Source organism: Bacillus sp. BS3(2021) (assembly GCF_021043345.1).
In the GTDB taxonomy this organism is placed as follows: Bacteria; Bacillota; Bacilli; order Bacillales; family Bacillaceae; genus Bacillus; species Bacillus paralicheniformis.
Genome location: NZ_JAJNDM010000005.1, coordinates 143,815 through 158,549, shown reverse-complemented (window position 1 = coordinate 158,549; position 14,735 = coordinate 143,815). Strand labels below are relative to the sequence as shown.

Sequence of the window (14,735 nt, the reverse complement as noted above, 5' to 3'; positions counted from 1 at the left end):
AATGGAAAATCATCAGTAAAAAGGACAGAAAACCAGGGGAGAAATTTCCCCTTTTATAAAGCGGGGGATAACGGAGATGAAATCGATCGAACATTACATGGAACTTACCGCGGGAATTAAATGCGAAAGCGAAGGGGAGGCAGAAGAGATTTCAGTCAGTGAAATCGCGGATATTCTGTATTGCACACCGAGGAACGCAAAACTGATTTTAGCGAAACTTGAAGGTTTGCAGTGGATTGCTTGGAAAAGGGGAAGGGGGAGAGGAAACAAATCAGAAATCCGCTTTTTAAAAGAACCTTGTGAACTGCTGCTTGAAACGGCGAAAAATGATACGAAAGAAGGTAAAATCGACCGGGCGAGACACCTTCTCGAAGCATATCAGCATTCGTGTCCGGACGCATTGCCGTCATATAAAGAGTGGCTTGAGCGCGTTTTCGGCTTTCAGACCGAATCGGAGGGCAGCAAGCAAAAAGATGTGCTGAGGCTCATGACCGCGATGGAGCCAGAGCATTTTAAGCGTCTTGATCCGTGCCGTATTTATCTGCGTTCAGAGAGCCATGTCGTTAAGCAGGTATGTGATACATTGATCCGTTTTAATGAAAAGGAAGGAGGTTTTATGCCGCATCTTGCCCACCACTGGGAATGTGACGCCGACCAAAAAACGTGGACGTTCTATTTGAGGAAAGGGATCTATTTCCATGATGGCACAACATTGACAGCTGAGGATGTTAAATACTCGTTTGAGCGTTTTATGCTGGATGATGAAAATAAATGCAAATGGCTCGTAGAGGATATCGGAAATGTTGCGGTCAGGGATGAATATAGTTTTGATATTTGTTTAAAGGCAAAAAACTCGCTGTTTTTGCATCATCTTTGCGATGAAAGGCTGTCTATTTTAAACCGCCATCAGAATGACGGACTGTTGATCGGGACGGGTCCTTTCAGACTTGTCCGCCGGGATGACCGGATTCTCGCGCTTGAAGCGCATGAGCGATATTTTCAAGGGCGGGCTTTTTTAGACCGGATCGAACTATGGTATATGGATGGCAATTTTTCTCTTGTCGACTACGGTTTTTATATGGAAAAAGAAGAACAAAGTCAGGTTTTCGATGAATGGCACGAGGAAAGGAATGTTCAGTACATCTCGGTGAATGCAAACAAATCGGGGCCTCTCAAGCATAAGGCGTTCAGGAAGGCTTTGCGGCAAATCATTTCCCCTTCACATATGGTCAGTGAATTAGCCGGACAACGGACGGCTCCGGCGGGAGGCTTTCTAAACCGGGATCTTCCGCCTGAATCCGGGGACGACGACATCGGCAAGCTGCTTATGGAAGGCCATTACAAAGGCGATCCGCTTCGGCTTTATACGTTTTCCGAACCGGATCACCGGGAGGATGCGTCATGGATCCAAAAGAGGTGCAGGCGGTACGGCATCGCACTAGAGGTTTGTTATATGAAAGCGGATGAGCTCATGAAGGAAGAAGTGATCGCAAAAGCCGATTTGATTCACGACAGTGCGACATTCGGACGTTCGGAAGAAATGAGCTGGCTGCACCTCCTTTTAACGGAAAACAGCTTTTTACACGTCCATATGCCGGGGGAATGGCAGAGGAAGTCCGCCTTGATGAGGGATCAGCTTCGTTTCATTGATGAGCATTCCAAGCGGATCAGCCTTCTGTGTGAGGCGGACCGCGCCTTGGCAGAAGAGGTTTACACGATTCCGCTATATCAAAACAATATTCGCGTTAAAGCGGGGGAAGCCATTCAAGGCATTGTGCTTAACGAAGAAGGATGGATTGATTTTTACGGCATCTGGTACAAAAAAGAGGCTCTTCTGTAAGAGCCCCTCCATTGTGTTTCTTAATGACCGGAATGTCCTCCATCCACTGACTTAATTTCCAATATGTCATCAAGAACGCCTTGCGTTCGAAATGAAATCTCATTTTCTGATCCGAGAATGAATGCATGGTTATAAGGGCCGTCCTGCGGTCTGTCCCGAAAAGAAGGCTCGATCTCGGATAAATAGCTGTACATCGTACTGTCTGCCTGTCCATTTTTGAGTAAAAGCAGAGGAGCGTGTTTTCCCAAATGGGAAAATGGCGCTCCGGCAAGCGCCAGCTCGGGCGCGGCCGTTGATGCGAAGGACAGTCCGTGTCCCGGATCTGTGATTCCCCACCCAAAACCGGTGTTTTTATCGCTGAATTTCGCAAACGCAATCGAATTTGCGACAGGCGTATCTCCGGAAATTCTTTTGACTGTTCCATATTCCTTTAATGCATCCTCCGTTTTTTCTGAAACGGCTTTTTTAGGGCCGAGAATATAGATGTTTGCTTTGCCGTCCCTTTTCTTTAATGCTGCGGCCGTCTCTTCGGGAATGCCTTTTTTGTTCACGTACAGGATCGGCTCAGGCATGTGGGCGATCCAGTTTACAGCCGGGAGCGAATAAAGTTCCGCATCTTCCTCGGATGATCCGATGATAACGCTTTTCGGATACTCATCGGCTGCATCCGCGTATTCTTTGTCAATCTCTTTTGCCAGATCAGCCTCGTTCTTCCCTTTCAGCTCTTTTATTTTAAAAGAGTTCAAAGCTTGAAGTGAATCGAATTCTCCGACAGCCATGATTTGCGTTCCGTCTGAAGTGCCCGTCGGGTTCAAGCGCTTGATTTCATTCTGAATCTGCCCGGAGATTTTCCCTTTTTCCGCGATTAAAACAGGTCCGTTATTCGGGTGATGGATCAGATCAGCTGATGCAAGAGCTGCCTGCCATGATCCGCCCGAAACTAAAATCACTGCGCCCGGCCTGTTTTGTTTATGAGTGGCCGGCCATATCGTTTGAGAGGTTTTGATGCTCATTTCTTCCGGTGTATTCGCGTCAAGTCTTGTCGTGTTCTTTGTGTTTTTCACCAGAAGCCCTTCTTCCGCCCGCTTATTGAAATCATTCGGAAGAGAAACGGCGTCTTTTTCTTTCATCTCCGAATGATTCTTTGTATGATGCTCCTTATGTCCGTCCGTCTTTCCCGAGCCGGAATTTTGGCATGCTGCGAGCGGAAGCGCGAAAACAAGCATGACAAAAAGTAAACCGGATTTCAATTTCATGGTGTTTTCCTCCTTTTTGGTCCAGATTACTGAGTAGTATACCCGGGAAATGTGCAAAACTGGTGCAGACATCTCGACATTTGTTACATATTAGAAGGCAGCGTGATGATAAATTCGCTTCCTTTCGGGGTTCTGTTTTTTATTGCAATCTGACCGCCGTGAAGCTCGACGATTTCTTTCGCGATGGCCAGGCCCAGCCCGGTACCGCCGGTTTGTCTCGATCTCGACTTATCGACCCGGTAAAAGCGCTCAAAAATATAATCCCGTTCTTCTTCCGGAATGCCGCAGCCTTCGTCCGCTATCGTAATCTTGACCTGATCCTCTGCTTTTGTTGCGGTGACGGACGCTATTGAATCAGGATCGGAGTATTGGCGGGCGTTGTTCAGCAAATTTGAGATCACTTGTGAAAAACGGACTTCATCGACTGAGACATAAAGATCCGCCGGGATGTCGAACGAAAGGCTGATTCGTTTTTCCGAAAAAGCGACCGCCGCTTTCTGAACTTCTTTTTTTATGAATGTGTGCAGGTGAACCTTTTTCTTACTGATTTGAAATCCGGGCTGTTTCAGTTTTGTCAGCAAAAATAAATCGTCAACAAGGGTGTTTAAATTGTCCGCTTCCTCTTTGATGATCGACAAGTACTGATTTCTGGCTTGTGGATCGAGTTTATCTCTCATCGCGACATCTGTGTAGCCTTTTATATATGTGATCGGAGTCCGCAGCTCATGAGCGACGCTTGACAGAAAATCGTTTCGTTCTTTTTGAAGCCTGCTGAGATTTGAAGAAAGGCTTTCGATTGATGCGGCGAGCTCGCCGAGTTCATCGTTCCGTTTGATATCAAGCGGAATCGAAGCTTGACCGTTTTTGATACTTTCGGTTGCTTCCTTCAGTTTAATAATCGGCTTCGCTAATACACGGCTGAACCAAAGAATAGCTGCGGCAGTTAAGACGCCGGTTAAGCCAAAGCTGAGGAAAAACCGCTTCGTAATGCTTGCCACCAAGGCTTTTATCGAGGAGGTCTCCAAATACATGAAGACGTAGCCGGCCGTTTCCCGTCCGTTCATGATCGGACTGATCGTACAAATATACTTTGATGTATTCCAATGGGACGATAAAGCGGTCCCTTTCCTCGGGATGTGTTTTTCTTCGAAATGAAGGTGTTCCGTCATGTCTCCCCGGGCAGACTGCGCCAATACGCGTCTATTTTGGTCCGTTATGATTACGTTTGTCCGGGCTTCGGTTTCCATCAGGGTGACGTGGTCTATCGTCCTTTTGTCAAAATGTTTTTCGAGGACGTCTCTGTGGCTGTTGCCCCTTAGTTGGAGCGCGCGGATTTCTTCGTTTATTCTTGTGTTGATAATCGTTGTATACAGCGCCGCAAAAAGGATGGTTTCGATGAAAAGGATTAAAATGAAAAATGAACCTGCGAGCTTAAATGAAATCTTTTTCATGCTCCGGTTCCTTTGCTTGTCCATTTGTAGCCGACGCCGTAGACGGTCCGGAGATGATCTTCAACCGGAAAGCCAGCTTTTTTCAATCGGTTTCGCAAATTTCTCATGTGTGAATCGATGGTGCGGGGCTCGATATCAGAGTTGAACCCCCAGATGTTCTCAATCAATTGGTCTCTCGAAAGCGCTTGATCCGTGTGGTTTAAGAGCGTCCCGAGCAGATCGAATTCACTTGGCGTAATGCCGATTTCCCGTTGATTGACATGCAGGGTATGATGCTGTTTATTCCAGATTAAACCGCGGAACCGGATTTCATGAAACCGACGGGTCCTGCGCAGGACAGCTTCTATTCTGGCAAGCAGCACTTTTTCGCTGAACGGTTTTGTTAAATAATCGTCTGCGCCGAAATTCAATCCGCGCACAATGTCATCCTGCCCGTTTTTGGCGGTGAGCATGATAATCGGAACGCTTGTCAATCTGCGGATCTCTTGGCACACCATCCATCCGTCCATCTCAGGCATCATAATATCGAGAATAACAAGATCAAAATTGTTCATTTTTATTAAATCCAGGGCTTCTTTTCCGGTGGCGGCTTTTGTGCACGAATAATGTTCTAAATAAAGCTCCAGCAGATCGAGCATCCGGATTTCATCATCGACAAGCAGCACGTTCAATGTTTTAGCACCTCTTTAGTCAAAATAAAAGTCCGCTATTTTAAAAATATACCCTATAAGGGTATATTGATCAAGGCGGATCATCTCTTTGTTAAGAAGTATAAAAACCAGACTGCATGGTTTTGTTCGTCAGCTGCCGCCCGCTTGAACGCCTCCTGTATCGCCCGGTCTTTCACATAGTCTGCGATGTCCAAATAAAAATCAACCGTTTCCTGTTCGTCTTTAAATGCGAACTCCAGCGCGTTTCGATACTGTTCCGGACAAGGCTCAGTTATGGAAATGTCAGGCTTTCGGCCGGTAAGAGACGTATAAAATGTTAGGAACGCATTAAAGTGGCGAATTTCATCTTGTCTGATTTCTAAAATCCGCTTTTTTGTTTCGGAATCCGGCGCCTTTTGGGCGATTTTTTGATAGCAGACGACCGCGCTGTGCTCTCCGTTTACCGCTTTTTCAAGATCCTTGATCAGCCTGTCGTTTTGCCTGGCGGGATAGGCGGGAAGATACGGCTGAACATACCACATTTTTTTCACCTCAACACTTTATATTTGACGTCCTGTCATTATATGTATGTGCTTGCATGCATGTGCCTATGGAAGGTTGAGCCTCGAACATGTGTCAAAATGATGTGCGGTGAGCACAATCTATTTTAAAAAAATGAAGTTTGACGTAAAATGGTTGTTAGTGCCGAATTAATGACATACATATCAAAATGGAGTGAGACTATTGAAAAAGGTAATATTGACGGCCGTGGCTTTATTGATGTCGGTTGTTTTGTTCGCCGGCTGCCAGGCGGAAAAAGGGGGATCAGCCAAGGGGAAGCCTGAAAAAGTTCAAATTACGGTTTCCGCGGCTGCGAGTCTCAAAGATGTATTAGCGGAACTTTCCTCCGTATATGAGAAAGATCATCCGAATGTCTCCATAAAGTTTAATTTTGGCTCATCGGGTGCATTGCAGCAGCAGATCGAACAGGGCGCTCCGACTGACTTGTTTTTTTCTGCCGCCGAGGACAAATTTAATAGAGTAGTTAATCAGGGGTTAATTGACAAAAAAGACTCTGTCAAGCTGGTCGAAAACAGTCTGGTGCTGATCGTTCCGAAAGGGAAAAATCAGCATGTCAACAGCTTCAAAGATTTGGCGGAGGGCAAAATTGAAAAACTTGCGGTCGGCAAACCCGAATCAGTGCCAGCCGGAAAATACGCAAAAGAAACGTTGACGAACCTTGACGTATGGTCTAAAGTGCAATCTAAAATCGTCTACTGCAAAGATGTAAGGCAGGTCCTTTCTTATATCGAAACAGGCAACGCGGATGCCGGAATCGTTTACCGGACGGACGCCCTTTCATCAGATCAGGTCGAGACTGTCGAGACGGCGAAAAGCGATCTGCATACACCGATTGTCTACCCGCTCGGAATTGTAAAAAATACAAAGCACAGGGAACAGTCTGAGGAATTTTATCAATTCCTGCAAAGCGACCAAGCCGTTAAGGCAATGGAAAAGTACGGATTTAAGAAGGGCTGACCGCCGTTATGCTTGAGGAATTCTTTTCCCCGATTGAAATTTCAATTCAAGTATCAGTCGCAGCGGGCATCATCGCAGTTTTGCTTGGAACTGCTGCGGCGAGGCTCCTAGCGAACAGAAACTTTAAAGGCAAGTCCGTTATCGAGACGGTAATGATGCTGCCGCTCGTTCTGCCGCCGACCGTTGTCGGATTCTTTTTAATCGTGATCTTCGGAAGGCAGAGCGTGATCGGACGCTTGATAGAAAACGTATTTCAAGCACCGGTTATTTTTACCTGGTGGGCAGCCGTGATCGCCGCTGCGGTTGTCGCGTTCCCGTTAATGTATCAGTCAGCAAAATCAGGATTTTCGGGTGTCGACCGCGATATCGAGGATGCCGCGAGGGTTGATGGAGCAAGCGAGTGGAGGGTGTTCCTCTTTGTCACCGTTCCCCTCGCATCAAATGGAATCATGACGGGGATTGTGCTCAGCTTTGCGAGGGCGCTTGGCGAGTTTGGCGCAACGCTGATGTTTGCGGGTATCATCCCGGGGGTGACGCAGACGGTGCCTACGGCGATATACTTGGCGATCGATTCGGGAAATATGACGCTGGCATGGATGTGGGTCGCCTCTATCGCGATCATCTCGTTTTTGATGCTGTTTTTTGTGCAGTTCAAGCAAAAATAGCCGTATGGGGTGCAAGTGCCCATACGGTTTTTTCCCAGTTTTGGAGAATGGTTATTTTGCAGATGTTTCGATAGAATAAAGAGTAAGAAACAGAAAGGAGACGAGCTTAGTGGGAGCAGTATTTTTATCAGGCAGATCCGGGAGTGGGAAAACGACCTTTATCCTGAATGAAATCAGAGAAAAACTTCGCGATGAACCGCTCGGAAAACCGATCATTTTTCTAGTCCCGGATCAAATGACGTTTTTAATGGAATACGAGCTTAGCAAAACACCCGATTTGGGCGGAACTATCCGCGCCCAAGTGTACAGTTTTTCAAGGCTTGCCTGGCGAGTGCTCCAGCATACCGGAGGCATGAATCGGCCGTTTTTGACGGGGACGGGCATTCAGATGCTGCTGCGGAGACTGATTGAAGAGCATAAGGGCGAGTTTAAAGTCTATCAAAACGCAAGCGATAAAAGCGGATTTACGGAGCAGGTGGAACGGATGCTGACCGAATTTAAACGGCATTGTCTGCAGCCTGAAAGCATCCGGGACATGATAGAGGGGACGGGCAAATCGGAATACGAAGATGAACGGATTCTTTCCGATAAATTGCACGACTTATATATTTTATACAGCAAGCTTGAGGAAAATCTGGAGAATCAATATGTTCAATCTGAGGATTATTTGACGCTTTTGGCCGAGCAGATTCCGTATGCGGATGAGATTAGAAACGCTGCCGTTTACGTGGACGGATTTCACCAATTTACGCCACAGGAGATGAACGTGCTGGAACAGCTGATGGTACATGCGGAGGAGATCACTTTTTCGCTGACGGCGGATCAGCCGTTTACGGCCAACAGCCCGAATGAGCTCCATCTGTTCAGAATGACCGGGAAGGCGTACTATGACCTTTACCAGAAGGCGAAGGAACTTGGCCTTGATCCGTCAGAAGTGCGGCTGGAAGAAACGAAACGGCACCAGCAACATTCGGAGCTCCGGCACCTTGAACGCTATTTTGACGAGCGTCCTGCAAAACCGTATCGCGGACGGACGGAATCGCTCCGCATCATGCAGGCGTCGAACAGAAGAACCGAGATTGAAGGAATTGCGCGCGAGATTCATTCTTTAATTCGCCAGGGCCGCTTCAGGCTTAGGGATATCGCCGTTATTGCCCGCAATGTTGAAGATTATAAAGATACGATAAAAGAAGTTTTTAAAGACTGTGAACTTCCTTTTTTCATAGACGGCAAGGAATCGATGCAAAATCATCCGCTCATTGAGCTGATCCGTTCGACGCTTGATATCATTAAAGGAAACTGGCGGTATGAAGCGGTGTTCCGCTGTGTCAAAACGGAACTTTTATTCCCGGAAGGACAGCCGAAGGAACGGCTGCGCGAACAGATTGACCAGCTTGAAAACTACTGTATTGCGTATGGCATTAAAGGAGACAGATGGACAAGCAAAGATCCGTTTGTTTACAGAAGGTACGCTTCACTGGATGAGGATTTTGCCAAGACAGACAAAGAGATTGAAACGGAAAATATGCTCAATGAACTAAAGGGCTGGATCGTTCCACCGATCCACAGGCTGCAGAAGCGCTTGAAAAAAGCTGAAACCGTCAGGGAAATGGCCGAAGCCGTTTACCTTTATCTTGAAGAAGCCGATGTTCCGATGAAGCTTGAACAGGAAAGGCGGCTGGCCGAAGAAAGCGGTAGGATTGCAGAGTCGCGCCAGCATGAGCAAGTATGGGATGCCGTTATTCAACTGTTGGACGAGTTTGTTGAAATGATGGGCACAGAGCGGATATCGTTTGCTTTATTTCAGCAAATGATTGAAACCGGCTTGGAGTCTTTGAAATTCGCGCTGATTCCGCCCGCTCTTGATCAAGTGTTTATCGGCAATATGGACCTTTCAAGGATGTACGGCACGAAATGCACATTTCTCATCGGTGTAAACGACGGTATACTTCCGGCGAGGCCTGCGGACGACGGCGTGCTTTCAGACGATGACCGGGAGTGGCTGAAACGAAACGGCGCACAGCTGGCTGCGACGGGTCGAGAGCAGCTCTTGGATGAGAATTTTCTGATCTACATGACGCTTTCCAGCCCGTCTGAAAAGCTCTATGTCTCCTATCCGATCGCAGATTCGGAAGGGAAGACGCTGCTTCCTTCAACAGTAGTGAAACGGCTGAATGAGCTGTTCCCGGACGGCGAAGAGAAGATGCTGATTCATGAACCCGAGCAGCTGGACGACGAAGCCCAGCTTGAATTTCTCGTGAATAAAGGCGCCGCCTTGAGCCATTTGGCAGGACAGCTCGGCATTTGGACGAGGCAGTATGCGATCAGCGATGTATGGTGGAGTACATACAACTTTTTAATGAATGAGCCTGACCGCATCTTTTCTCAAAATATCCTGTCCAGCCTGTTTTTCAGAAACAAGGTCGAAAACTTGAACCGGCATGTGAGCCGCGATTTATATGGGGAGCACATTCAGGGAAGCGTGTCGCGGATGGAGACGTTCAAAGCCTGTCCGTTTTCCCATTTTGCTTCGCACGGTTTAAAGCTGAAGGAACGTCAATTTTTCAAGCTTGAAGCTCCGGATATCGGTCAGCTGTTCCACTCGGCGCTGAAGCTGATTTCAGATCGGCTTCACGAGCTTAAACTGGATTGGCGCGACTTAACGAAAGCCCAATGCGAGACTTTGTCAAGCGATGCAGTTGAACGGCTCGCGCCAAAGCTGCAAAAAGAGATTTTGCTCAGTTCGAACCGTCATCATTACGTGAAGCAGAAGCTGCAAAAAATCATTGCCAGGGTATCGGGCATTTTAAGCGAGCATGCAAAAGCAAGCGGGTTTGCCCCCGTCGGCATTGAGCTCGGATTCGGGGGGAAAGGTCCGCTTCCTCCAATGCGTTTTACCTTGAAGAACGGCTGCACAATGGAGCTTGTCGGCCGGATCGACAGAGTGGATAAAGCGGAGAGCTCAAAAGGGCTGCTGCTTAGGATTGTCGACTATAAATCAAGCGATAAAGGCCTCGATTTGGCCGAGGTGTATTACGGCCTCGCCCTGCAAATGCTGACATATCTCGATTTGTCGATCACACATTCAACCGATTGGCTCGGCATGGAGGCATCCCCTGCAGGCGTGCTTTATTTTCATGTGCACGATCCGATGATCCAGGCTTCGGTGCCGCTCGGCCTTGATGAAATAGAAAAAGAGATTTTCAAAAAGTTCAAGATGAAAGGGCTGCTCTTGGGAGACCAGGAAGCGGTCAAGCTGATGGATACCACGCTGGAACAAGGCAGGTCGAACATGATCAGCGCAGGCTTAAAAAAAGACGGCTCGCTCCGTTCGGATTCTGACGTTATTGCAGAAGAGGATTTTCATGTATTAAGGCGCCATATCCGCCGGACATTTCAGAAGGCCGGTGAGGAGATCACAGACGGTAAAGTGTCGATCGAGCCTTACAAGCTAAAAGACCGGACACCGTGCACATATTGTTCGTACCGGTCATTCTGCCAGTTTGACGAATCGCTTGAGGAAAACGAATACCGGATATTAAAACCCGAAAAAGACAACGTGATTTTGGAGCGGCTGAAAAAGGAGGATGAGACAGATGGAGATTTCTAAACCGAAGGGCAGCAATTGGACTGATGACCAATGGAAGGCGATCGTCTCATCCGGCCGGGACATTTTAGTTGCGGCAGCGGCCGGCTCCGGAAAAACGGCCGTGCTGGTTGAGCGGATCATTAGGAAAATAACGGATCAGGAACATCCCGTAGATGTCGACAGGCTGCTTGTCGTCACCTTTACGAATGCATCTGCGGCTGAAATGAAGCACAGGATCGGCGAAGCGCTCGAAAAAGAGCTTGCCGAAAATCCGGGATCGCTTCATTTGCGCAGACAGCTTGCTTTATTAAACAAAGCGAGCATATCAACATTGCACTCATTCTGTCTTCAAGTCATCCGCAAATACTATTATTTGATCGATGTTGATCCGGCTTTCCGGATCGCCGATCAGACGGAAGGCGAGCTGCTTGGCGATGAGGTGCTGGACGAGCTGTTTGAAGAAGAATACAAAAAGCAAGATCCGGCCTTTTTTGAACTTGTGGACAGATATACGACAGACCGTCATGACCTCGATTTGCAGCATCTCGTCAAGCGGGTCTACGAGTTTTCCCGTTCGCATCCCGATCCGGAAGGCTGGCTTCACACATTTGTTGATCTGTATGACGCGGCTTCAGATACGAAAGTTGAGGCTCTGCCGTTTTATTCTTACATTAAAGAAGACATCGCACTTGTTCTGGAGGGGATGCGGCAAAAGCTGACGCGTGCGCTTGATTTGACAAAGCAGCCAGGGGGGCCTGCGCCGCGCGCCGAAAATTTCCTCGATGATTTAGCGCAGATTGACAGGCTGATTCAGCAGCAGAATGATTTTTCGGCTCTGTACGAGCTTGTACCGGCCGTTTCGTTTCAAAGATTGAAGCCGTGCAAAGGAGATGCGTACGATCCTCGATTGGTTGATGAGGCCGCAGATCTCCGCAACAGCGCGAAAAAGCAACTTGAAAAGCTGAAAAGCGATTATTTTACGCGAACTCCCGAGCAGCACCTTGAGAGCTTGAGGGAAATGAAGCCGGTCATTCAGACGCTCGTCCAGCTCGTGTTGGAGTATGGCAAGCGGTTTGCGGACGCGAAAAAGGAAAAAGCGATCGTCGATTTCTCAGACCTTGAACACGACTGCCTTGCGATTTTATCCGGGAAAAACCAAGCCGGCGAAGCCGTGCCGAGCGAAGCGGCGAAGTTTTACCGCCATCAGTTCCATGAAGTGCTTGTTGATGAATATCAGGATACGAACTTGGTCCAGGAAGCGATTTTAAAGCTCGTCGCCAAAGAGGAGCATGAGGGGAACCTGTTTATGGTGGGCGATGTCAAGCAGTCGATTTACCGGTTCCGCCTGGCAGAACCGCTTTTGTTCCTTTCGAAATATAAACGCTTTACAGACGATGGCTCGGGTTCCGGTCAAAAAATCGATTTAAATAAAAACTTCAGAAGCCGTTCAGATATTTTGGACAGCACGAACTTTTTATTCAAGCAGCTCATGGGAGAAAAGGTCGGGGAAGTCGAATATGACGAACAAGCCGAATTGAAGCTTGGCGCGTCTTATCCGTCGAACGAAGCGACAAAAACGGAGCTTCTGCTCATCGAAAACCAGAGCGGCGCGCAGGATGAAGAGGCTGAAGAGCTTGAGGCGGTCCAGCTTGAAGCAAGAGCGATGGCCGGACAAATCCGCAGGCTGATAACAGAAAAATTTCAAGTATATGATGCCAAAGCGAAAGCGTCACGGAACATCCAGTACCGTGATATCGTGGTGCTTTTGCGGTCGATGCCTTGGGCGCCGCAAATTATGGACGAGTTTAAACAGCAGGGGATCCCGGTATACGCGAGCCTCTCAACGGGTTATTTTGAAGCGACAGAAGTATCGGTCACACTGTCTTTATTAAAAATCATCGATAATGCTTATCAGGACATCCCGCTTGCGTCCGTTCTCAGATCGCCTGTTGTAGGTCTTGACGAAAATGAGCTTTCCTTGATCAGAATCAAGGATAAAAAAGCGCCGTTTTACGAAGCGATGAAAGCATACCTTGCTGCAGCAGACGACGATGAAAGGCTCAGCGAAAAGCTTCGCCGCTTTGACTCCCTGCTCAAAAAGTGGAGAGCGTATGCGAAAAACCACTCTGTGGCAGAGCTGATCTGGGAAATCTACCGGGATACGAAGTATTTGGATTATGTCGGCGGAATGCCGGGCGGAAAACAGCGACAGGCCAATTTGCGCGCGCTTTACGACAGGGCAAGATCCTATGAAGCGACATCGTTCCGCGGTTTGTTCCGCTTTTTAAGGTTTATTGAGCGGATGCAGGAGCGGGGTGATGATCTCGGAACGGCAAGAGCTCTGAGCGAACAGGAAGACGTTGTTCGGCTGATGACGATCCACTCAAGCAAAGGGCTTGAATTTCCTGTCGTATTTACCGCCGGTCTCGGACGGAATTTTAATATGATGGACTTGAACAAGTCTTATCTGCTGGATAAAGAACTCGGTTTCGGAACGAAGTTTATTCATCCGAAGTGGCGGATCAGCTATCCGACGCTGCCGCTGATCGCGATGAAGAAAAAGCTCCGCCGCGAGCTTTTATCAGAGGAGCTGCGCGTCTTGTATGTCGCTCTTACCCGGGCCAAGGAAAAGCTGTACCTGGTCGGGACGGCTAAGGATAAAGAAAAGCTGCTTGCCGACTGGCGGTCACAAGCGGCGGGGTCTGAGTGGCTGCTTCCGGATTATGAACGGTTTCAGGCGAAATCTTACCTGGATTTCATCGGACCTGCTTTGATGAGACACAGAGATATGGATGAATCCGGCGCGCCGCTGGTGATTGATGAGATCCGTGAACATCCGGCGCGCTTTCAGATCAGCTGGCTGTCGGCCGCGGATCTTCAAGCAGAAGATATTGATCAGGCCGGTGAAGAAAGACACGGCCGGCTCTCCCAAATTCAAATGGGGCTTCCGATCGATGGTTCGTTTGAGTATGAGCAACAAGTCAGAGAAAGGCTGACATGGTCATATCCATACAAAGACGCCGCCAAAGTCCGAACAAAACAGTCTGTCTCAGAAATGAAAAGGCAGAAGGAGTATGAGGATGAGTACGGCGACCGCTCGCTGATTCGCCCAACTAAGGATGCTCTCCTGTTTAAACGGCCGTCCTTTATGATGGCAAAAGGCCTGACCGCGGCCGAACGGGGAACGGCGATGCACACCGTCATGCAGCATATTCCGCTGACCCGTGCGCTTGAAATGAATGAGCTCAGCCGCCTCCTAGACAGGCTTGTTGAGAAAGAGCTATTAACAGAAGACCAGCGGGCAGCGATTGAGGAAGACGATATTCTCGCATTCTTTGATACGGAAATCGGACAAAAGCTTCTCGGCGCCCGCCGCGTCGAACGGGAAGTTCCCTTTAACATGACGCTGTCCGCCAAAGAGGTTTATCCTGATCTTGAGTCAGCCGACGAACCTGTATTGATACAGGGAATTATCGATTGTTTATTCGAGACGGAGGACGGTTTTTACCTTCTTGATTACAAAACCGACCGGATACACGGAAAGTACCGAAACGGATTCGAAGGGGCCGAACCGATTTTAAGGAAGCGTTACGAAACACAAATTCAGCTTTATGCACGAGCCGTTGAAACGATGATTAAAATGCCGCTCAAAGGGCGTGCACTGTACTTTTTTGACGGAGGACATGTGCTCTTATTTTAATATGTAACCGGCGTCCCCCTGACGATTTCGGGGGGAGCTTTAATG

General features: G+C 48.2%; 9 protein-coding genes. 5 read left to right on the top strand and 4 right to left on the bottom strand.

Translation table 11 applies throughout. From position 1 onward, the window contains the following. Positions 1 to 76: 76 nt before the first annotated feature. Positions 77 to 1,840: an ABC transporter substrate-binding protein gene (locus LQ247_RS12845; RefSeq protein ID WP_023856603.1), complete on the top strand. Its 1,764-nt coding sequence runs from the start codon at positions 77 to 79 to the stop codon at positions 1,838 to 1,840. A gap of 20 nt (positions 1,841 to 1,860) precedes the next feature. Here LQ247_RS12845 and LQ247_RS12840 read toward each other — a convergent pair whose 3' ends face one another. The 4 genes from LQ247_RS12840 to LQ247_RS12825 form a co-directional block, all read right to left on the bottom strand. Continuing rightward, positions 1,861 to 3,096, bottom strand: coding sequence for a cell wall-binding repeat-containing protein (locus LQ247_RS12840; protein WP_020450864.1), 1,236 nt, complete (start codon positions 3,094 to 3,096; stop codon positions 1,861 to 1,863). Between the two features lie 83 nt (positions 3,097 to 3,179). Beyond that, the gene (locus tag LQ247_RS12835) at positions 3,180 to 4,547 is read right to left on the bottom strand and encodes a sensor histidine kinase (protein WP_003180417.1); all 1,368 of its coding nucleotides are present in this window, start codon (positions 4,545 to 4,547) and stop codon (positions 3,180 to 3,182) included. Next, on the bottom strand, positions 4,544 to 5,185 hold the full coding sequence (locus tag LQ247_RS12830; RefSeq protein WP_231006175.1) for a response regulator transcription factor: 642 nt from the start codon (positions 5,183 to 5,185) through the stop codon (positions 4,544 to 4,546). Before LQ247_RS12830 ends, LQ247_RS12835 begins: the two co-directional genes overlap by 4 nt. A 113-nt stretch (positions 5,186 to 5,298) precedes the next feature. Beyond that, positions 5,299 to 5,739: a ferritin-like domain-containing protein gene (locus LQ247_RS12825; RefSeq protein WP_023856606.1), complete on the bottom strand. Its 441-nt coding sequence runs from the start codon at positions 5,737 to 5,739 to the stop codon at positions 5,299 to 5,301. A gap of 238 nt (positions 5,740 to 5,977) precedes the next feature. Here LQ247_RS12825 and modA point away from each other — a divergent pair, with 238 nt between their 5' ends. The 4 genes from modA (at position 5,978) to addA (ending at position 14,690) form a co-directional block, all read left to right on the top strand. Continuing rightward, the gene (gene modA / locus LQ247_RS12820; RefSeq protein ID WP_245093189.1) at positions 5,978 to 6,736 is read left to right on the top strand and encodes a molybdate ABC transporter substrate-binding protein; all 759 of its coding nucleotides are present in this window, start codon (positions 5,978 to 5,980) and stop codon (positions 6,734 to 6,736) included. An 8-nt stretch (positions 6,737 to 6,744) separates the two neighbouring features. Then, positions 6,745 to 7,401, top strand: coding sequence for a molybdate ABC transporter permease subunit (gene modB / locus LQ247_RS12815; RefSeq protein WP_025811698.1), 657 nt, complete (start codon positions 6,745 to 6,747; stop codon positions 7,399 to 7,401). A 109-nt stretch (positions 7,402 to 7,510) separates the two neighbouring features. Then, the gene (gene addB / locus LQ247_RS12810; RefSeq protein WP_020450869.1) at positions 7,511 to 11,011 is read left to right on the top strand and encodes a helicase-exonuclease AddAB subunit AddB; all 3,501 of its coding nucleotides are present in this window, start codon (positions 7,511 to 7,513) and stop codon (positions 11,009 to 11,011) included. Continuing rightward, positions 10,998 to 14,690: a helicase-exonuclease AddAB subunit AddA gene (addA, locus tag LQ247_RS12805; protein ID WP_231006133.1), complete on the top strand. Its 3,693-nt coding sequence runs from the start codon at positions 10,998 to 11,000 to the stop codon at positions 14,688 to 14,690. Before addB ends, addA begins: the two co-directional genes overlap by 14 nt. The last annotated feature ends 45 nt before the right edge of the window (positions 14,691 to 14,735 follow it).